This window comes from Tumebacillus sp. BK434, from assembly GCF_004340785.1.
GTDB lineage: Bacteria > Bacillota > Bacilli > Tumebacillales > Tumebacillaceae > Tumebacillus_A.
Map to the genome: position 1 here is coordinate 759,182 of NZ_SLXS01000002.1, position 17,574 is coordinate 776,755.

Annotated in this window: 18 protein-coding genes; 13 read left to right on the forward strand and 5 right to left on the reverse strand. The window is 57.7% G+C overall.

Annotation, left to right across the window (positions count from 1 at the left end; translation table 11 throughout):
- Positions 1 to 93: 93 nt before the first annotated feature.
- Complete coding sequence (locus tag EV586_RS07675) at positions 94 to 945, forward strand: SPFH domain-containing protein (protein ID WP_132944477.1); 852 nt, start codon at positions 94 to 96, stop codon at positions 943 to 945.
- 10 nt (positions 946 to 955) lie between these two features.
- Entirely contained in the window at positions 956 to 1,117 is a 162-nt protein-coding gene (locus tag EV586_RS07680; protein WP_132944478.1) for a type II toxin-antitoxin system antitoxin, read from the forward strand.
- A gap of 23 nt (positions 1,118 to 1,140) precedes the next feature.
- Here EV586_RS07680 and EV586_RS07685 read toward each other — a convergent pair whose 3' ends face one another.
- Positions 1,141 to 1,494 carry a globin domain-containing protein gene (locus tag EV586_RS07685; RefSeq protein ID WP_243652980.1) on the reverse strand — a complete coding sequence of 118 codons (354 nt, stop codon included), beginning with the start codon at positions 1,492 to 1,494 and terminating at the stop codon, positions 1,141 to 1,143.
- A 199-nt stretch (positions 1,495 to 1,693) separates the two neighbouring features.
- On the opposite strand from EV586_RS07685, the gene EV586_RS07690 reads away from it, so the two are divergent.
- The 3 genes from EV586_RS07690 (at position 1,694) to EV586_RS07700 (ending at position 4,387) form a co-directional block, all read left to right on the forward strand.
- Positions 1,694 to 2,128 (forward strand): MarR family winged helix-turn-helix transcriptional regulator, encoded by a 435-nt coding sequence (locus EV586_RS07690; RefSeq protein WP_132944480.1) that lies wholly within the window; start codon positions 1,694 to 1,696, stop codon positions 2,126 to 2,128.
- Positions 2,112 to 3,737: an MDR family MFS transporter gene (locus tag EV586_RS07695; RefSeq protein WP_132944481.1), complete on the forward strand. Its 1,626-nt coding sequence runs from the start codon at positions 2,112 to 2,114 to the stop codon at positions 3,735 to 3,737. The genes EV586_RS07690 and EV586_RS07695 overlap by 17 nt, the downstream gene beginning before the upstream one ends.
- Before the next feature lie 83 nt (positions 3,738 to 3,820).
- Positions 3,821 to 4,387, forward strand: a complete 567-nt coding sequence (locus EV586_RS07700; RefSeq protein ID WP_132944482.1) for a DUF2087 domain-containing protein — start codon at positions 3,821 to 3,823, stop codon at positions 4,385 to 4,387.
- Between the two features lie 100 nt (positions 4,388 to 4,487).
- Here EV586_RS07700 and EV586_RS07705 read toward each other — a convergent pair whose 3' ends face one another.
- The 3 genes from EV586_RS07705 to EV586_RS07715 are packed head-to-tail and all read right to left on the reverse strand — an operon-like array spanning position 4,488 to position 7,132.
- Positions 4,488 to 6,116 carry a GMC family oxidoreductase gene (locus tag EV586_RS07705; RefSeq protein ID WP_132944483.1) on the reverse strand — a complete coding sequence of 543 codons (1,629 nt, stop codon included), beginning with the start codon at positions 6,114 to 6,116 and terminating at the stop codon, positions 4,488 to 4,490.
- Positions 6,109 to 6,708, reverse strand: a complete 600-nt coding sequence (locus tag EV586_RS07710; RefSeq protein WP_132944484.1) for a gluconate 2-dehydrogenase subunit 3 family protein — start codon at positions 6,706 to 6,708, stop codon at positions 6,109 to 6,111. Before EV586_RS07710 ends, EV586_RS07705 begins: the two co-directional genes overlap by 8 nt.
- Positions 6,709 to 6,733: 25 nt before the next feature.
- A complete protein-coding gene (locus tag EV586_RS07715) occupies positions 6,734 to 7,132 on the reverse strand; it encodes a hypothetical protein (RefSeq protein WP_243652965.1) in 399 nt (132 codons plus the stop codon).
- 140 nt (positions 7,133 to 7,272) lie between these two features.
- Between EV586_RS07715 and trmB the strand changes: the two genes are divergently transcribed.
- The 8 genes from trmB to EV586_RS07755 all read left to right on the forward strand — a co-directional run bounded on the left by trmB (position 7,273) and on the right by EV586_RS07755 (position 16,568).
- The gene (gene trmB, locus EV586_RS07720; RefSeq protein WP_481937758.1) at positions 7,273 to 7,944 is read left to right on the forward strand and encodes a tRNA (guanosine(46)-N7)-methyltransferase TrmB; all 672 of its coding nucleotides are present in this window, start codon (positions 7,273 to 7,275) and stop codon (positions 7,942 to 7,944) included.
- Between the two features lie 75 nt (positions 7,945 to 8,019).
- Positions 8,020 to 9,228 (forward strand): S8 family peptidase, encoded by a 1,209-nt coding sequence (locus EV586_RS07725; protein ID WP_132944486.1) that lies wholly within the window; start codon positions 8,020 to 8,022, stop codon positions 9,226 to 9,228.
- Positions 9,229 to 9,440: 212 nt separating this feature from the next.
- Positions 9,441 to 10,580: a S8 family serine peptidase gene (locus EV586_RS07730; RefSeq protein ID WP_132944487.1), complete on the forward strand. Its 1,140-nt coding sequence runs from the start codon at positions 9,441 to 9,443 to the stop codon at positions 10,578 to 10,580.
- Positions 10,581 to 10,603: 23 nt separating this feature from the next.
- Positions 10,604 to 11,749, forward strand: a complete 1,146-nt coding sequence (locus tag EV586_RS07735; protein ID WP_132944488.1) for a S8 family serine peptidase — start codon at positions 10,604 to 10,606, stop codon at positions 11,747 to 11,749.
- 337 nt (positions 11,750 to 12,086) lie between these two features.
- Positions 12,087 to 13,277, forward strand: a complete 1,191-nt coding sequence (locus EV586_RS07740; RefSeq protein WP_132944489.1) for a S8 family peptidase — start codon at positions 12,087 to 12,089, stop codon at positions 13,275 to 13,277.
- Between the two features lie 244 nt (positions 13,278 to 13,521).
- Positions 13,522 to 14,715 carry a S8 family peptidase gene (locus EV586_RS07745; protein WP_132944490.1) on the forward strand — a complete coding sequence of 398 codons (1,194 nt, stop codon included), beginning with the start codon at positions 13,522 to 13,524 and terminating at the stop codon, positions 14,713 to 14,715.
- A 122-nt stretch (positions 14,716 to 14,837) separates the two neighbouring features.
- Positions 14,838 to 15,782, forward strand: coding sequence for a DUF4097 family beta strand repeat-containing protein (locus EV586_RS07750; protein ID WP_132944491.1), 945 nt, complete (start codon positions 14,838 to 14,840; stop codon positions 15,780 to 15,782).
- A 150-nt stretch (positions 15,783 to 15,932) separates the two neighbouring features.
- Positions 15,933 to 16,568: a hypothetical protein gene (locus EV586_RS07755; RefSeq protein WP_132944492.1), complete on the forward strand. Its 636-nt coding sequence runs from the start codon at positions 15,933 to 15,935 to the stop codon at positions 16,566 to 16,568.
- An 89-nt stretch (positions 16,569 to 16,657) separates the two neighbouring features.
- On the opposite strand, the gene EV586_RS07760 is transcribed toward EV586_RS07755, so the two are convergent.
- Positions 16,658 to 17,569, reverse strand: a complete 912-nt coding sequence (locus EV586_RS07760; RefSeq protein WP_132944493.1) for a response regulator — start codon at positions 17,567 to 17,569, stop codon at positions 16,658 to 16,660.
- Between the last annotated feature and the right edge of the window lie 5 nt (positions 17,570 to 17,574).

The window sequence follows — 17,574 nt, forward strand, 5'->3', positions numbered from 1 at the left end:
GTGTGTTTTTTGTTGGGATGGCTAGACAGGGTTGGCATCAAAGTGATATCATATGTATATAAAGTTTAGACAATTCAAAGGGGGTACCTCTTCATGCAAGAGAAGAAGACGATGGCATGGAACGGCTTTTTGGGGCTGTTGATCATGGTGCTGCTGTTCGTCGTGAGCGGCATCGGGCTGATCAGCGCGACGCCGGGCGGTTTTATCGTGTGCGTGCTGGCGGCGATTGCGGCGCTGGTGGTGTGGACCGGTCTGTTCATCGTGCAGCCGAATCAGGCGCGTGCGATGGTGTTTTTCGGGAACTACAAAGGGTCGGTGCGCGAACCGGGCTTTTTCTGGACGATCCCGTTTACCTCGAAGCCTAACGTGTCGCTGAAAGTGCGCAACTTCAACTCGAAGCAGCTGAAAGTCAACGATGTGGTCGGCAACCCGATCGAGATCGCAGCGGTCATCGTGTTTAAAGTGACCGATTCGGCCAAGGCGCTGTTTGAAGTGGATAACTATATGGAGTTCGTGGAGATTCAGAGCGAGACGGCGTTGCGCCACATCGCGTCCCTGCATCCGTACGACAACTATGACTCGGGCGGCACGACGCTTCGCGGCAACACCGATGAGATCGCGGTGGAACTGCAGAACGACCTGCAGGCACGCCTGGCGGTGGCCGGCGTGGAAGTGATGGAAGCGCGTTTGACCCATCTCGCCTATTCGCCGGAGATCGCCGGGGCGATGCTGCAGCGGCAACAGGCGGCGGCGATCGTCGCGGCGCGCGAGAAGATCGTGGAAGGCGCGGTCGGCATGGTGCAGATGGCAATCGACAAGCTGAAGGCGGACGGGGTCATCGATCTTGATGAAGAGCGCAAAGCGGCGATGATCAACAACCTGATGGTGGCGATCGTCTCCGAGAAACCGTCCCAGCCGATCGTCAACGCGGGGTCTATCTACTAGGTCCGGCGCGATGACCAAAAAAAAGCAGTTCCCGCTGCGCCTCGACCCCAAGCTCTATGAGGCGCTGGAACGCTGGGCGAACGACGAGTTTCGCAGTGTGAACAGCCATGTGGAATACCTGTTGCGGGAAGCGGTCAAGAAAGCGGGCCGCTTAAAAGAAGAAGGGAACTGATCGTCATGATCAGTTCCCTTTTGTTATTCGGCAGTGTTCACCATGTGGTGGGCGGTCTGGATGAAGCGGTCGTAGATATAGTCGGCGACCGGGCCTTCAAGGCCGATCTCATCCATCGCTTCGCGCATGCAGCCGAGCCAGAATTTTGCCCGCTCGGGCGTGACGGCAAACGGCATGTGGCGGGCACGGAGCATCGGGTGGCCGTACTTGTCGGAATACAGCTGCGGGCCGCCGAAGAATTGGGTCAGGAACAGGTACTGCTTGTCGGCCGTCTCGGTCAGGTCGGCCGGGAACATGTCTTTCAGGCCGGGGTGCTCGCCGACCCGTTTGTAGAAAGCATCGACCAGACGACGGATCGTCTCGCCTCCGCCGATCATTTCATAGATGGTCTTTTGCGGATTGTCCAACATAGAAAGCTCCTTTCGAAAACAGCTTCCTCTACATTTTAACACAGCGGGCGGGGGATGATGTGAGGGATGGTTGATATGTAAGCGGTTGCATTGTTTCTGGACTCAAATATTTGATTGACTAAAACATTTACGGGCTATATCATAATCCAAGGGGAGGCGATACTGCGTGCGCAATACTGTCGAAGAACAATTACTCAGGTTGTTTCGCAAACTGAGCGCCGAATATCGCCATGAACTCAACCGCGATCTGTCCGGCCCGCAAGTGCAGGTCTTGGAAGCGCTCGATCGGAACGGACCGCTGAAAGTATCCGATCTCGCAGAGCGGCTCTATGTGACGGTCGGCGCGATCACGCTGTTGGCCGACCGCCTGAACAAAGGCGGCTATCTGACTCGGGAGCGTTCGGAAAAGGACCGCCGTGTGGTGATGCTGGCGATTACCGAACCGGGACGCGAGCTGCTGGATCAGGCTAAAGTGATTCGAAAGCGGTTGTTTACGAAGTATTTTGGCATCCTATCGGAAGAGGACACTGCTGATCTCATTCGGGTGTTGACCAAAATCACAGAGCAGTTTGAGGAGGGGAATCATGGAGGAACTCGATAGAAGGACAAAGATCATGATCATGATCGCGATCATGGCGAGCATGCTGTTCGCATCGCTCAACCAGACGATCGTCGGCACCGCGTTGCCGCGCATCATCGCCGAGCTCGGCGGGATGGAATATTATTCGTGGGTCTTTACGATCTACATGCTGACGTCGAGCGTTACCGGCCTGCTGGTCGGCAAGCTGTCCGACATGTACGGACGCAAGCCGTTCATCCTGGTCGGTCTCGGGCTGTTTATGCTCGGCGCGTTTTTGACGGGCACCTCTCAAGATATCATTCAAATGATCTTATACCGCGGTTTGCAGGGCTTTGGCGGCGGCTTTATCATGTCGACCGCATTCTCGGCGGTCGGCGACTTGTTCCCGCCGCGTGAACGCGGGAAATGGCAAGGGCTGATGGGGGCCGTGTTCGGCATGTCGGCTGTCATCGGGCCGTTCCTCGGCGGCTGGATTGTCGACAACACCGACTGGAAATGGGTGTTCTGGGTCAACCTGCCGATCGGCGTGATCGCCTTCCTGCTGATCCTGCGCCTGTTCCCGAAGAAGGCGGGCAAGGTGGAAGGTCGCGTCGACTATGCCGGCGCTATTTTTGCCACCGGCTTCCTCGTGCCGCTGCTGCTGGCGTTCTCGTGGGGCGGCTCGAAGTACGAATGGGGCTCCGGGATGATCATCGGGCTGTTTTTCGGCGCGTTCGTCTCCCTGCTGCTGTTCATCTGGGCGGAAAGCCGCGCCGAGCAGCCGGTGTTGCCGCTCGCGCTCTTTAAGAACGGCATCTTCAACGTCGTCAACCTGATCGGCTTCCTGAGCGGTGTGGCGATGTTCGGCTCGATCATGTACATTCCGTTGTTTGTGCAAGGCGTAGTCGGCACGTCGGCGACCGCTTCCGGGCTCGTCACGATGCCGATGATGGTCTCGATGGTGGCTTGTTCGGCGCTGTCCGGGCAGATCACGTCCAGAACGGGCAAATACAAGTTCATGGCGCTGATCGGTTCCGTGGTGCTGGCACTGGGGATGTTCCTGCTCACGCGCATGTCCACCGAAACGACCAACCTGGTGGCTTCGATCGACATGATCGTCGTCGGCGCAGGCCTCGGCTTCTCGATGCCGATCCTGATGCTGGCGGTGCAGAACGCAACGTCACAGAGCCTGATCGGTGTCACGTCTTCTGCGGTGCAGCTGTTCCGTCAGATCGGCGGTACGGTCGGCGTCGCGATCATGGGCACCTTGATGAACCACCGGATTCAAGATGAGCTCAGCAAAATTCTGCCGGATCAGGTCAAGCAATTCCTTGCCGCTCCGCAGATGGCTGAGCATGCGAAAGACTTGACCAACCCGCAGCTGCTGGTCGCTCCGGCGCAGTTGGCACAGATCCGCCACGCGCTGCCGGAACAGGCCCAGCCGATCTTCGATCAGCTGATCACCGCGCTGAAAACGGCGCTGGTCGCCGGCCTCGACGAAGTGTTCCTCGTCGGGTTTGTCATCTCGCTTGCGGCGCTGCTGATCACCTTCTTCCTGAAGGAGATCCCGCTGCGCACTTCGAACAAAGATCCGGAACCTGCGGGTCCGGAAAACAACAACAACCCGGAATTGCAACCGTCCGGCTCCTGATGGAGCCGGGCTTTTTTTGTTGACAAGAGCTACGCAATTTGAATATGATCTAATTAGAAGTATATCGAAGGAGTTGTGTGAAGATGCAGCTGGACAAAATGCTGGAGTTTCACAAGGCGCTGGCCGATGCCAACCGGCTGAAGATCGTCATGCTGCTGGCGGCGGGATCGCTGAGCGGGCAGGAGATCGCCGAGAAGCTGGGGCTGACCCCGGCGACGGTGACGCATCATATGAACCTGTTGCGCAACGCGATGGTCGTCAAAGGGGTGCGGGAGAAGAACACGATCTATTTTGAACTGTTGGAGAAAGAACTGCAGACCAAGTTGCAGTCGATCATGAGGAGGGTGGAACAAGTGAAGCGAACGAGCAGCAGCGAACGGGAGAAAGTGGTGCAAAACTTCTTTGATGCGGACGGGAAGCTGAAGAACATCCCGTCACAGCGGAAGAAAAAATTGTTTGTGTTTGAGCATCTGCTGCAAGGGCTGGAAATCGGGCATCCTTACACCGAAAAAGAAATTGACGAGTACATCAATCGTTTCCATGAGGATCATTGCACGATTCGCCGGGAGTTTGTGATGAACCATTACATGTACCGTGAGAACGGGGTGTACACGCTGAATCCGCCGGAGCTGTGGGCGAAGATTGAGTAAGCTGGCGAAACGATTTTGCTGAACCGGTAAAGAAAAGGCAGAGCTCCGCATGCGGAGCTCTGCCTTTTTCCTGTCTGCATCGCGGCCTGAATGCCAAGAATTAATGCTCGCGCGTGCGGAACTGCTCTTGGATGTAGGCGGCCGTTCGGGCGGCGAGGGCCATGACGGTGTTGGTCGGGTTGGCGCCGCCGGAGGTGACGAAGGAAGCGGCGGAGCAGATGTAGAGGTTGGGGATGTCATGCGTCTGGCACCACTCGTTGGTGACAGACGTCTGCGGATCGCGCCCCATGCGGCAGCCGCCCATCAGGTGGGCGGTGTCCTCGACGACGAACTCCGGCGTCCCGTTGGCCGCTTTGATGATCTCTTGCATCATGTAGACCGCATGGTCGATCAGCTTGCGGTCATTCTCGCCGTAGGAAAATGTCACCTTGGGCAGCGGCAGCCCGTACTCGTCTTTCTCATCGGTCAAGGTGACCCGATTGTCAGGATGGGGCAACACCTCGCCGACCAGCGTCACCCGGCCGTAGTGGTTGTAGTCGATCATCGTTTCGCGCAGCCGTTTGCCCCAGATGCCCGCCTGCGTCGCCAGCCCTTTGCTCATCGCCACCGGGCGCGAACCGTGCGCATGCAAGGTATAGCCGCGCCGAAAGCCCCGGTCGAGCCGCGTCTCGTACAGTTCCTGCGTCGTCGCCAGCACCGGCGTGCCTTTGTACAGCCGGATCTCCTGCTCGAATCGCCCGTACACGTCGTGCGAGGAGTGCGGCATGATGAAGCGTCCGACCGTGCCGCTGGAGTTGGCCAGCCCGTCCGGGTGGCCTTTGGTCGCCGAAGCGAGCAACAGGCGGGGTGTCTCGACCACAAAGGAGGCGAGGATGATCACTTTCCCGCGCTGGCGGTAGTCCACGCCGTCATGCTGGAAGATGATGCTCTGCGCTTTGCCCGTCTCATCGAGCTCGACCTGCGTCACCATGCAGTCGGTCAAGATCTCCGCCCCGGCGGCGATCGCTTTCGGGATGTGATGCACGAGGCCGGAGTATTTGGCGTTCGGCATGCAGCCTTGGTTGCAGAAGCCCCGATTGATGCAGGGCGGACGCCCGTCGAACGGCGCGGAGTTGATCGCCAGCGGCGCGACCACGCTTTTCATCCCCAGCTCTGCACAGCCGATCCGAAACATCTCCGCATTGGCCGACAACGGCTCCCGCTCCGGCATCGGGTACGGCCCGTTGAACGGCCCCCACGGAAACTTCTTCGGCCCGGACACGCCGATCGAACGCTCGATGTAGTCGTAATAGGGCGCCAGATCGCGATACGAGATCGGCCAGTCCGCGCCGACCCCATCCCGCGTCATCGTCTCAAAGTCGCTTTCATGAAACCGCAAAAACACGCCCGTAAAATGCGTCGTGCCACCGCCGACCCCGCGCCCGGAGTTGTTGTGCCCCATGCGAAGCGGGTTCTGCCCGTCGACGATGCGCGTGTCCTGCCAGCCGAGATGCCCCATCGCCAGTTCGTCGGAGGCGAAGTCGGACTGCGGGTTCCAGAACGGCCCGGCTTCAATCACCACGACGCGCAGTCCGGCCCGGCTCAGCTCATAGGCCAGCACACCGCCGGCCGCGCCCGCGCCGACGATGACCACATCCGCTTCGTCCGGATATTTGCGGTGGTCGAGGTCATCGAAGCGATGCCCTTCATAATGGCAGACGTTATGATGGATGGGGTCGTGGCTACGCATCTTTTCTCGCCTCCCACGGGTCGGTCAACCCCAGCTCGCTGCGCACATACCCGCGCGGATAGGCCGGGCCGCCATAGCCGATCTCCGACCAGACGGTCGGGTGCGAGTAATAAGCGCTGACCGACTCCGACAGCATCTTTTGAAAAAACGGCTGGCCCGGCACCTGCATCCCGTCCGTTTCCGGCAAGCTCAAGGTGGCATGTTCCAGCCCGACCAACAGCGCCGTCTGCTGCTCCGGTCGCAGCTTGGCAAACGCACAGCCATGTTCCGCCTGCGCCAGCTTGTCCAGCGCGGCGAGGCCCTGTTTGACCAGCTGCGCAAACGGAGGCACGCCCGCTTTGCGCTGCGCCTCGCCGATGTCGCTGCCCAGCTTACTGTCGAAGTGTTTGACGACCGCATCGAGCAGTTCGCGGCGGCTGTCATCGACAAACAGGGCGGCCATCGCGCGGATCATCTCGGCCTGCTCCCCGGTCAGCTTTTGAAAATTCCCTGGGACCTCCAGCCGTTTTTGCACGATCTCCCGCGTATGGTCGTCCCAGTGCTCCTGTTCGTTCAGTACGTTATAGTTCGGATAATGCGTTCTGCGTTCCATCTGTCCGCCTCCTGATGTCTTCCGCTTACGACCAATAGAGCAAAATCAGTCCGAGCAGACTGGCAATCGTGATCAGCCCGGGCAAAGCGGCCGGCGGGCCGACAAGAAAGTTGCGCACTTCATAGCCGCCGACGCGCTCGCCGACGCCGCGCACGTGCATGTAGGAGCCGAATGCGCCGGCGACGAGCGAGGCGCCCATCAGCACCGCAAGCGCCACGCGCAGCCAGTCGGCATTGTAAAAGGCCAGCGTCACCAAAGCCAGTCCGTCGACCGGCGTGGCGAGCACCGGAATCCACATCGACCAGTGCCGGAAATTTTGCCGATAGTGGAACAACGTCACCTGTATGAAGATCATGAAAAACATCAGGCCCAAGAGCAGCATCACAATCCGCTCCAGCGGCCAGCCGATCCAACCTGTCATCATCTCAGCAACACACCTCCACTGCCCTAGGATTGCCAAAAGTTCTTCTGAATAGAAGACTCTTCCTTGCGAAGACTAGACCTACACACTATAATTCAGAAGAAACCAGAAAAAGAGACAAAGGTGAGATCGAGAACATGCGCATTCGGGGACGTGACAAGCTCATCCAGCAATACCAAATGCATAAAGAAGCAGGACGGATTGTCGAGATGGCGAGCAACCATAAAGGCAAATGGCGGGAGCTGTTTGGCAACGACAATCCGCTGTATATTGAGATCGGCACCGGACGGGGCCGCTTCATCTCGACGCTGGCGGCGCAGAATCCGGACATCAACTATGTCGGCATCGAGCTGGAGCATGAACTGCTCGGCAAAGTCGGCAAAAAGGCGGAAGAGCTGGAGGTCGGCAAGAACCTGCTCCTGACCCCGGCCGATGCGGCGCGCCTGGTCGAATTTTTCGAACCGGGGGAAGTGAACCGCATCTACCTCAACTTCTCCGACCCGTGGCCGAAGTCGCGCCACGCCAAGCGCCGCTTGACCTACCGCGACTTCCTGCAGTCGTACCGCACGGTGCTGCGCGCAGACGGTGCGGTGCATTTTAAGACGGACAACCGCGATCTGTACGAGTTCTCCTTGAACGAGTTCGCCGAAGACGACTGGAAGCTGTCGGCGATCACGCTCGACCTGCACAACAGCCCGTGGATGGAAGGCAACGTGATGACGGAGTACGAAGAGAAGTTCTCCTCGCAGGGCATGCCGATCTACCGCTTGGAAGCGAGACCTTATCCGAAACGCCCGGAATACCCCTCCAACTAGAGGGGTATTTTTTATTTCGGGAAAATGTTTTAAAATAGATAATAATATGGTAAAAGAAAAGGGGGCTTGTTCCAGATGGCCGATGCGAAGCGAACTGCAAAGCTTTTCGCCGTGCTGGTGCTGGCGGGAGTGCTGCTTCCGGCGCATTCGGCTGCAGAGTTGCAAAGCCAGTTTTTGATCCACGATGGGGAGGAGCCGGTGGAGCAGGAAGTTCATCCTGACCGGTTCTTGCTCAAAGTGCGCGCCGACAAAACGCACAAGGTGCTGGCGAAGTACGGGCTGACCTTGAAAAAGAAAATCGGGCGCTCCGACTGGAAGCTGGTCGCTGTGCCGGACGGGGAGGCGCTCGTCTACGCGGCGAAGCTGACGAAGGACAGAGACGTGCTGGCGGCCGAACCGGACTATGTGATGCGGATGAGCGAGGCACCGAACGACCCGTCGTACGATAGCCAGTACCATTTGCAAAGCCTGCAGTTGGAGCGGGCATGGGGGTTACGTAAAAGTGCAGGTCAAGACGTGACCGCGCAGACGGTGGCGATCCTCGACACCGGCGTCGACCTGCTGCATCCCGACTTGGCGGCGCAGATCGTCAGCGGGTATGATGCGGTCAACGACGACTGGCAGGCTGACGATGACCAAGGGCACGGCACACACTGCGCCGGAATCGCGGCGGCGATCGGCAACAACGGGGTGCTGGGCACCGGGGTGAACCCGCAAGCGAAGATCATGCCGGTGAAAGTGCTGGATGCGCACGGGCAGGGCTATACGTCAGACATCCTCGACGGGATGTATTTTGCTGTCGATGCAGGGGCGGACGTCTTAAACCTGGCGTTTGACGGCGGCGGCTACCAGCTGGCGTTTCAAGATGCGGTCAACTACGCGTGGAGCAGCGATCGGCTGGTGGTGGCGGCGGCTGGCAATCGGAGCTCCTATCAGTACGCCTATCCTGCCGCGTACAGCAATGTGATCTCGGTCGCCTCGACGGACGGCAGCGATGCCCTCTCCTATTTTTCCAACCGCGGCACGTGGGTCGATCTGGCGGCGCCCGGCGCGTCGATCTATTCGACCCGGCGGGGCGGCGGGATGACCACCATGTCCGGCACGTCGATGGCTGCTGCCGAGGTGGCCGGGCTGGCGACACTGATCCGGGCGGCCTATCCGGACGCGTCCAATGAAGAGCTGCGCGACCGCTTGTTCTCCGGAGCGGAGCAGGTCGCAGGGGCTGGTTCAAGTTTTTGGTACGGACGTGTGAATGCATACAACTCCCTGCAGCCTTTTTATTGATGCAGGAATAGCATATATCCTTAAATCGGCCATATATTGAATCCTGTAAGTCGTCACAGCGACTACATAAACAGAGAGAGATGGGAAGCCCTAACATGCAAAACTGGTGATCGTCCGAAGAAAAAGCGCCTTGCTGATGAAGCAGGGTGCTTTTTCATTCATTTTATGTATAATTGAATTGTAACAAATTAAACAAAAAGGGAGGAAGTCAAATGAAAAAACAATGGTACGGAGCGCTGGGTGCAACGCTTGCGCTCGGATTGGCGCTGTCTGCAGCGGCACCGGTGCAGGCTGCGTCTGTCACCTATGTCGAGCAAGGCAAAGACAGCATTCTGGTCAAAGTGAAGCATGGCAAAAATGCGGACCAGATCGCAGCCAAAGCGGGCGTGCAAAAAGGCAAGCGGCTCGGCAAGAGCGACTGGCACGTCTTTCAAGTACCGGCGGGCAAGCTCTCGTTCTGGCTGGACAAGCTGAAGCAAAACGGAGATGTGGAACTGGTGGAAGCCGATCAGGAAGTGAGCATCCTGACGACGACGCCGAACGACCCGAATTTTAGCAGCCAGTGGTATCTCAATAAAATTCAAGCCCCGCAGGCGTGGGACTTCACGCAGGGCTCGTCGATGCGCAAGATCGCGATCCTCGACACCGGAGTGGACGTGGATCATCCCGATCTGATCGGGAAGGTCCTGACCGGCTATGACTTTGTCAACGGCGACACCAATGCGGATGACGACCAAGGGCATGGCACGGCGGTGGCCGGTGTGGCGGCTGCGTACGGCAACAACAGTATCGGTACGGCCGGCGTGGACTGGAACGCGAAGATCTTGCCGGTCAAAGTGCTGAACGCATCCGGCTCCGGCACCACGTCGAACATCATCAACGGCATCTACTACGCGGCCGATCAGGGAGCGAACGTGATCAACCTGTCGCTGGCCGGCGGCAGCTATTCGTCGGCGATGCAAGCGGCAATCAACTATGCCTATAACGCAGGCGCGATCATTGTCGCGGCGGCGGACGACTATGCCAACCCGTCGTATCCGGCCGGGTATGCCAACGTGGTTGGCGTGACGGCGACCTCGTCCACAGACGTTCCGTCGATCAACGCCAGCTACATCGACATCGGCGCGCCGGGCATCAACATCACCACGACCAAGATGGGCGGCGGGATCGCGACCTATTCTGGCGCTTCCTACTCGGCCGCGATCGTCTCCGGCGTGATGACGCTCGGCTGGTCGTGCAACCTCTCCTACAGCAACACGACCGTGCAAAACCGCGTCCTGACCCAGGTCGACCCGATCGCAGGCGCTGCGTTTGGCCGTGTCAACGCATTCAAAACGGTATACGGATTCTAAACTGAACCAGGAGGAGAGCGAAGATGTTGAAAAACAAAATGACCCAAACGTTGCTTGCGCTGGCGGTGTTGTCGTCAGCAGCCGTCTTTACGACGGCTCCGGTGCAGGCGGAGGAAGAGGAGAAAGTCATCTATGCGGATGACCGCTTGATCGTACAGATCGAAGATGGTATCAATCCAAAAGAGGTGGCGGCCGAGTACGGCATCGAAACGGTGCAGCCGCTCGGGGAAGGCGTGGAGAACTGGCACATCTTCTATGTAAAGCCGGGGGAAGTTGATTACTGGCTGGACAAGCTTCGCGACGCCAAGTACATCAAGCTGATCGAGCGCGACATCAAGATCTTCCCGAAATTGTTGTATCCCGACCCGGAATATAAATATCAATGGCACCAGGAGTTTATCGGCGCCGACAAGCTCTGGAAATACGACCATACGTATCGCACGATCGCCTTTATCGACAGCGGGGTGGACTACAGCCACGCCGACCTGAGGAGCAGAATCATACCGGGGTACGACTTTGTCAACCGCGACACGATCGCCGACGACGAGTTGGGCAGCGGCACGCACGTCGCGGGGATCGCAGCCGCCGCGCACAACTTTACCGGCGGCAAAGGGGTCGATGCCAGCGCCTACATCATGCCGCTGAAAGTGTTGGACAAGGACGGGTCCACCTATACGTCGACGATCACCGAGGCGATCTATTGGGCGGCAAATCACGGGGCGCATGTGATCAGCATCACGCCGGGCACGACGACCGGGCGCACGTCCTCCATGGAGTCGGCCGTCAACTACGCCTGGCAAAAGGGCAGCTTCCTCGTCGCCAACGCCGGCAACAACAGCAGCTCGACGCCGCGCTATCCGGCCGCCTATGCCAACGTCTTCTCCGTGGCTGCGACCGACCCGGACGACAAGATCTGGTACCGCAGCAACCGCGGGCTGTGGGTGGACCTCGCAGCGCCCGGCACGTACATCTACTCGACAAGGCTTGGCGGTGGCATGGAGCACAAAACTGGAACGGAACAGGCCGCAGCGGTGACGGCAGGCGCGGCCTCGCTGCTCTGGCAAGGCAACATGAGCAACCTGCAAGTGCGTAACAAGCTGATCGAACTGGCCATCCCGATCCCGTACACCGGCACCTATTGGGAATACGGGCGTCTCAACCTGATCTAACCGCTGCGTCGGGTGCGATAAATCGCAAGATCTGACAAACACCCCTTGTTCCAGGGGTGTTTTTTTATTGTGTTTTTTAGTATTTTAAAAATTAAACATAAAATTATGGGATTCGGAAGAATCTACTAACAAAAATTGTCGTTTTATAGATAAATAAATAATAAAATTCTTAGATAAGAACGAAAAACGTTGAAAACAAGCGATTTGCGAAGAAAACGGCTTCAATGGCATAGGTATTTGAATAACTCGGCATTTGTATTAGTAAATAACAACGAATACAATGAAACCAGAAGGTGACAAAACCTTCACACAATATAAATAAAGGGGGCCATTAAAAATGGCGAAGTTCAACAAGCTTTCTGGTGCGTTCGTAGCAGTAGCTCTGACCGTATCCCTGCTGCCGGCAGCAAGCGTATCCGCTGCACAAGCGGACGTAAAACCGGCGAAAAAGATCGAAAACGTGACCGGCACTGACCAGATCATCGTTAAGTTTGCCGCTGGCAAATCTGACGTTGCTCAAGCAGTTGCTGCAGCACACGGCGCTGACGTGAAGAAGACCCTCTCCACCGGCGCAAAAGTTCTGAAAGTAAAAGGCAAAAAAGCGGAAGACGTGCTGGCTCAGCTGCAAGCTGACGCAAGCGTTGAGTTCGCAGAACTCGACCACATCTACACCATCGACTATACGCCGAACGACCCGTCCTACGGTTCCCAATACCACCTGCCGAAGATCCAAGCTCCGCAAGCTTGGGACTACAACCAAGGTTCTACCGCGGTTAAAATCGCAATCGTAGACACCGGTGTTGACCTCTCGCATCCGGACCTGTCCAGCAAAATCGTTGCTGGTTACAACTTCGTAAGCGGCACCACCAACGCGAACGACGACCACGGTCACGGCACGCACTGTGCAGGGATCGCGACCGCTTCCACCAACAACAGCACCAACGGCGCTGGCGTTGACTGGAACGCTCGCATCATGCCGGTGAAGGTTCTGAACTCCGCTGGTTCCGGCTACACTTCCGACATCGAAGCTGGCGTGCGCTGGGCTGCTGATAACGGCGCGAAAGTTATCTCCATGTCCCTGGGCGGCGGCGCTTACTCCTCCACCTTCCAATCGGCAATCACCTACGCATGGGGCAAAGGCGCTGTCATCGTAGCTGCTGCTGGTAACAACGGCAACACCACCGTTCAATACCCGGCGAACTACAACGACGTACTGTCCGTTGCTGCTACCACCAGCACTGACGCGAAAGCTTCCTTCTCCACCTACGGCACTTGGGTAGACATCGCGGCACCGGGCAACGCTATCTACTCCACCGCTAAAGGCGGCGGCATGACCACCATGTCCGGCACCTCGATGGCGACTCCGGTTGTAGCAGGTGTTGCAGGTCTGGTCTGGAATCGTTTCGGCACTTCCGCTTCCCCGGCGACCATCGTCAACAAGATCACATCGACTGCTGATGCGATCGCGGGCACCGGTTCCTACTGGATCTACGGCCGCGTCAACGCTTACAAAGCGGTTACGATGTAATCTCCGATACTATTACAGCAAGAGGCTCCCTGAATTTCAGGGGGCCTCTTCTTTTTATAAACGAATTCGATAATTTTAAAAAAATATATGAAAAAATTAGATTTTTGGTAAAAACGGGCGGAAAAGTGTGATTACTTTCTTATATCGGACTTCTGGTGATTTGTTTTCACTGTCACTTTCACTCTATACTCAACTTGTAAGCGGAACACGAATTCCGCGAAAACAAATAAAGGGGGCCATAAAAATGGCGAAACTGAACAAAGTATCCGGCGCAATCCTGGCGATTGCAATGGGCGCAGCTCTGCTGCCGGCAGCTGGTGTATCGGCTGCACAACCGGAAGCAAAACCGGAAGTACAACCGCAAGCGGTGGCAGGTCTCTCCGACCAGATCATCGTCAAGTTCAAAGCGGGCAAATCGGACGTATCGGCAGCGGTTGCATCGAACGCTGGCGCAAACGTGAAGAAATCCCTGAAGAACGGCGACAAAGTCCTGAAAGTGAAAAACGGCAAAGCTTCGGAAGCGCTGGCAAAACTGCAAGCTGACCCGAACGTGGAATACGCTGAGATCGACCATGTCATGTCGATCAACGTAACGCCGAATGATCCGTCCTACGCTTCCCAATACCACCTGCCGAAGATCCAAGCTCCGCAAGCTTGGGACTACCAAAAAGGTTCCACCGCGGTAAAAATCGCGATCGTAGACACCGGTGTTGACCTCACGCATCCGGACCTGTCCGGCAAAATCATTGCGGGTTACAACTTCGTCAGCGGCAACACCAACGCGAACGATGACCAAGGTCACGGCACGCACTGCGCAGGGATCGCGACCGCTTCCACCAACAACAGCAAAAACGGTGCTGGCGTGGACTGGAACGCTCGCATCATGCCGGTGAAGGTTCTGAACTCCGCCGGTTCTGGCTATACCTCTGACATCATCGACGGCGTCTACTGGGCAGCTGACCACGGCGCGAACGTCATCTCGATGTCTCTTGGCGGCGGCGCTTTCTCCTCCACCTTCCAAACGGCCATCAACTACGCATGGAGCAAAGGCGCTGTGATCGTAGCTGCTGCCGGCAACAACGGCAACACCGCCGTTCAATACCCGGCGAACTACTCGAACGTGCTGTCTGTCGCTGCGACCACCAGCACCGACGCAAAAGCTTCCTTCTCCACGTACGGCACTTGGGTAGACATCGCAGCACCGGGCAACGCCATCTACTCCACCGCTCGTGGCGGCGGCATGACCACCATGTCCGGTACTTCGATGGCGACTCCGGTCGTGGCAGGCGTGGCAGGTCTGGTCTGGGCACGCTACGGCACTTCCGCTTCCCCGGCGACCATCGTCAACAAGATCAACAGCACGGCTGACAAGATCACCGGCACCGGTTCCTACTGGATCAACGGCCGCGTCAACGCATACAAAGCGGTCACCCTGTAAGCGATCTGCAAGTCAGATACTGGCACCTCTTCCCCGCATGGGCGAAGAGGTGCTTTTTGTTTAATCAAGAATGAAGTAATTTTGCCAACATCTGCGTCTAATTAGGGGGAGGGGGAGTGACCATGAAAGCATTGAAAATCACGGCGGCGGTGATCCTCGGTCTGCTGATCCTATCGGCTTCAATCAGCGCCTACACCTGGATCAACCGTGAAACGCGCCAGTATGATGAGCATAAAACGTTCGCGGGAGAGAAGGTCGGCTCGGTGCAGGTGCAGACCGACAGCGCTGACCTGCATCTGCTGCCCTCAAATGATGACAGCGTACATATCGACTTTACAGGCAAAGTGATCCAAGGCGGCTTCGGCGACCATGATTACCAATTGGTTGCCGGCTTGGAAGGTGATGTGCTGAAGGTGGAACTGCGGCGGGAAGGCAAGTTCCAGATCGGCATCTATGACGCGCGCAACGTGCGTTTCGAGGTCCGCCTGCCGGAAAAACTCTATGCACAGCTGGCGGTCACCGCAGCTTCGGCCGATTTGCAGCTCGCCGGTCTGCGCGCGGAACAAATGACGGTGCAAAGCTCCTCTGGCGACATTCAAGCGAAAGACTTGAAAGGGCAGAAGATGCAATTCATCAGTTCCTCTGGCGACCAGGTGCTGCAAAATCTGTCCGGGGAGCTGGTGCTGGAGAGCGCGTCGGGCGATATTGGTCTGCGCACCTGGTCGGGCAGCCAAGCGGTTGCGAAGGCGAGCTCCGGCAACCTGAGCTTGCTTGACATGTCGGGCCCAGTGCGCGCTCATGCTTCGTCGGGCGATATCCGCCTCGCGATGACCGCGCTGCAAGAAGGGCTCGACCTGCGGACAGATTCGGGCGATGTGCGGCTCGCTTTGCCGGACAGCGCCTATTTCAAACTGCGCTTCAACACGTCGTCCGGCTCGGCGGCAGTCGATTTTCCGATGACGGTCAAAGCGCGCGACGATCACCAACTGGTGGCGGAGATCGGCGACAGCGGGCCGGAAGTGCGCATCGCAACGTCGAGCGGAGATCTGAGCATCAGCACACGCTAGCAACTGCGGCGGTCGTCATGGGCGGCCGCCTCTTTTTGCACCTGACCGCCAAAAGGCCATTTCTTCCTGCGAATCCGATAATACGCAGCAATGCATGATAGCAAAAATTCAGAAAATTGAGTATAATAAAAGCAAAGGAGGGGGATGCTGTTGACGGAGAAGATCCGGGAAGCCGAATACTGCGATGTCAACTTGGAATTGAAGCGGGCAGACCTCGAGCAGTTCATGGGGAAGCTGGCGCAGAGCGGCGCCTCGATGCATTGGCGGGACGGACGGGACGGAGTGATCCTCACCGTTGCCACCCCGGTGCAGCGGCAGGAGTTCTGCTTCGCGCAAAAGGCCGGCACCTTCATCTTGACCGGCACGTATCACCTGCAGGACGCCGGGCTGATCCACGCGTTTCAATTCACCTTGATCCGAGCCAAAGGGTGTGCGGTGATCAAACATTTCACCGAAGGCCCGATCCTGATTTCCAAAATTAAAAACGGGGAGGCGCAATCGATTATGGAACTCAACGGACCACGCAAAAAAGTTGTGTACGAGAAGCCGATTCATGTGACGAGCGAAGATGTGATGCAAGCGTTCAAAAGCCGGGCGATCGCCGAGCGGATTCCGGTGTTGCGGCTGGAGCTGGACTACGAGCTGGTCTCGCTGCAAGACGCGATGAGCGCGCAGAATCACGAGGAGATCGGCCGCGTGAAAGCACGTCTCGAAGAACTGCGGCGCGAACTGATCATGTACGAAGTATTTCCACAAAAAATCTCTGGAGGTAAACAGCCGAAGTGATGGAGCCGACAATTGAATGCCAGCTGAAGAGGCGACAGGGAATGTCCGCAACTCGTTGACGAGTAGGATCCCTGTCGCCTTTTTGTCTGTCAGGCTTCGAGCTGTGCTTTCGTCTCCGCATACAGCGCGGAGATAAATTTTTTGATGTTCAGGCGGCATTTCGTCGTCCGCTCGCCTTCTTCGAGCTCCGTCATCCGCAGCCTGACTTCCTGAAACTCGAACAGGCGCGGCGCATAGTGTTCAAACGTCGGGTTGGCGTAATCGGTCAGCCCGATCGACGCGATATGCCCGAGCGCTTGCAAGATCGTTCGCCGCAGCCGTTGCTCCATCGCTTTGATCTCGCGCTGCAGCTGTTCGGCGCACGTCGTTGGGCTGTCGCTTTGCAGGACCGACTGGTACAGCTCTTTGAGTGTCGGCAGGTCGTGGGCGAGTTGATGTCCGAGCGACTCCTGGCGGCGCAGATAGTGTAAGATGCGCGCGAGGTCGGACGCGCCCGCTTCGCCGGAGATGCCGAGCCGGGAGAGCAGGTCGCTGGCGCAGGCGTCGAACGTGCGGACGGTGGTCTGCATGGCGACGGCCGGCTGTGCGGCGTCGAGGGCGGACAGCGAGCGGCGAATCGAGGTCAGGGACTGTTCCAACTGGCGGTGTTCGGCGACACGGCGCAGGACGGACAAGACTTCAAAGCGGTTGACCGGCTTGTGGATAAACGTGTCGACGCCGCTCAGGTAGGCTTCGGCGACCATTTCTTTGTTTTCGACCTGCGAGATCATCACAAACCGTCCGGCATAGCCCTGTTCACGCAGGGCGCGGATCGTTTCAATCCCGTCGCGGCCGGGCATCAGCAGGTCGATCAACACGATGTCCGCCTCTGCCACATCGCCGATCGTGACTTGGGAGCCGCAGGCGGCGACTCCGATGATCACGCCCAGCTCTTCACTGGTGACGATCCTCTCCAGCATGCGCCTTGTCGCCGCATCATCTTCGATCAGAAAATAGCGCATCGCGA

Excerpts from the sequence above, each read along its gene's own strand:
- EV586_RS07745 (WP_132944490.1), top strand. The coding sequence starts at position 13,522 with ATGGCGAAACTGAACAAAGTATCCGGCGCAATCCTGGCGATTGCAATG.
- EV586_RS07725 (WP_132944486.1), top strand. The coding sequence starts at position 8,020 with ATGGCCGATGCGAAGCGAACTGCAAAGCTTTTCGCCGTGCTGGTGCTG.
- EV586_RS07715 (WP_243652965.1), bottom strand. The coding sequence starts at position 7,132 with ATGATGACAGGTTGGATCGGCTGGCCGCTGGAGCGGATTGTGATGCTG.
- EV586_RS07710 (WP_132944484.1), bottom strand. The coding sequence starts at position 6,708 with ATGGAACGCAGAACGCATTATCCGAACTATAACGTACTGAACGAACAG.
- EV586_RS07740 (WP_132944489.1), top strand. The coding sequence starts at position 12,087 with ATGGCGAAGTTCAACAAGCTTTCTGGTGCGTTCGTAGCAGTAGCTCTG.
- EV586_RS07705 (WP_132944483.1), bottom strand. The coding sequence starts at position 6,116 with ATGCGTAGCCACGACCCCATCCATCATAACGTCTGCCATTATGAAGGG.
- EV586_RS07695 (WP_132944481.1), top strand. The coding sequence starts at position 2,112 with ATGGAGGAACTCGATAGAAGGACAAAGATCATGATCATGATCGCGATC.
- EV586_RS07750 (WP_132944491.1), top strand. The coding sequence starts at position 14,838 with ATGAAAGCATTGAAAATCACGGCGGCGGTGATCCTCGGTCTGCTGATC.
- EV586_RS07700 (WP_132944482.1), top strand. The coding sequence starts at position 3,821 with ATGCAGCTGGACAAAATGCTGGAGTTTCACAAGGCGCTGGCCGATGCC.
- EV586_RS07685 (WP_243652980.1), bottom strand. The coding sequence starts at position 1,494 with ATGATCGGCGGAGGCGAGACGATCCGTCGTCTGGTCGATGCTTTCTAC.
- EV586_RS07675 (WP_132944477.1), top strand. The coding sequence starts at position 94 with ATGCAAGAGAAGAAGACGATGGCATGGAACGGCTTTTTGGGGCTGTTG.
- EV586_RS07730 (WP_132944487.1), top strand. The coding sequence starts at position 9,441 with ATGAAAAAACAATGGTACGGAGCGCTGGGTGCAACGCTTGCGCTCGGA.
- EV586_RS07735 (WP_132944488.1), top strand. The coding sequence starts at position 10,604 with ATGTTGAAAAACAAAATGACCCAAACGTTGCTTGCGCTGGCGGTGTTG.
- EV586_RS07760 (WP_132944493.1), bottom strand. The coding sequence starts at position 17,569 with ATGCGCTATTTTCTGATCGAAGATGATGCGGCGACAAGGCGCATGCTG.
- EV586_RS07680 (WP_132944478.1), top strand. The coding sequence starts at position 956 with ATGACCAAAAAAAAGCAGTTCCCGCTGCGCCTCGACCCCAAGCTCTAT.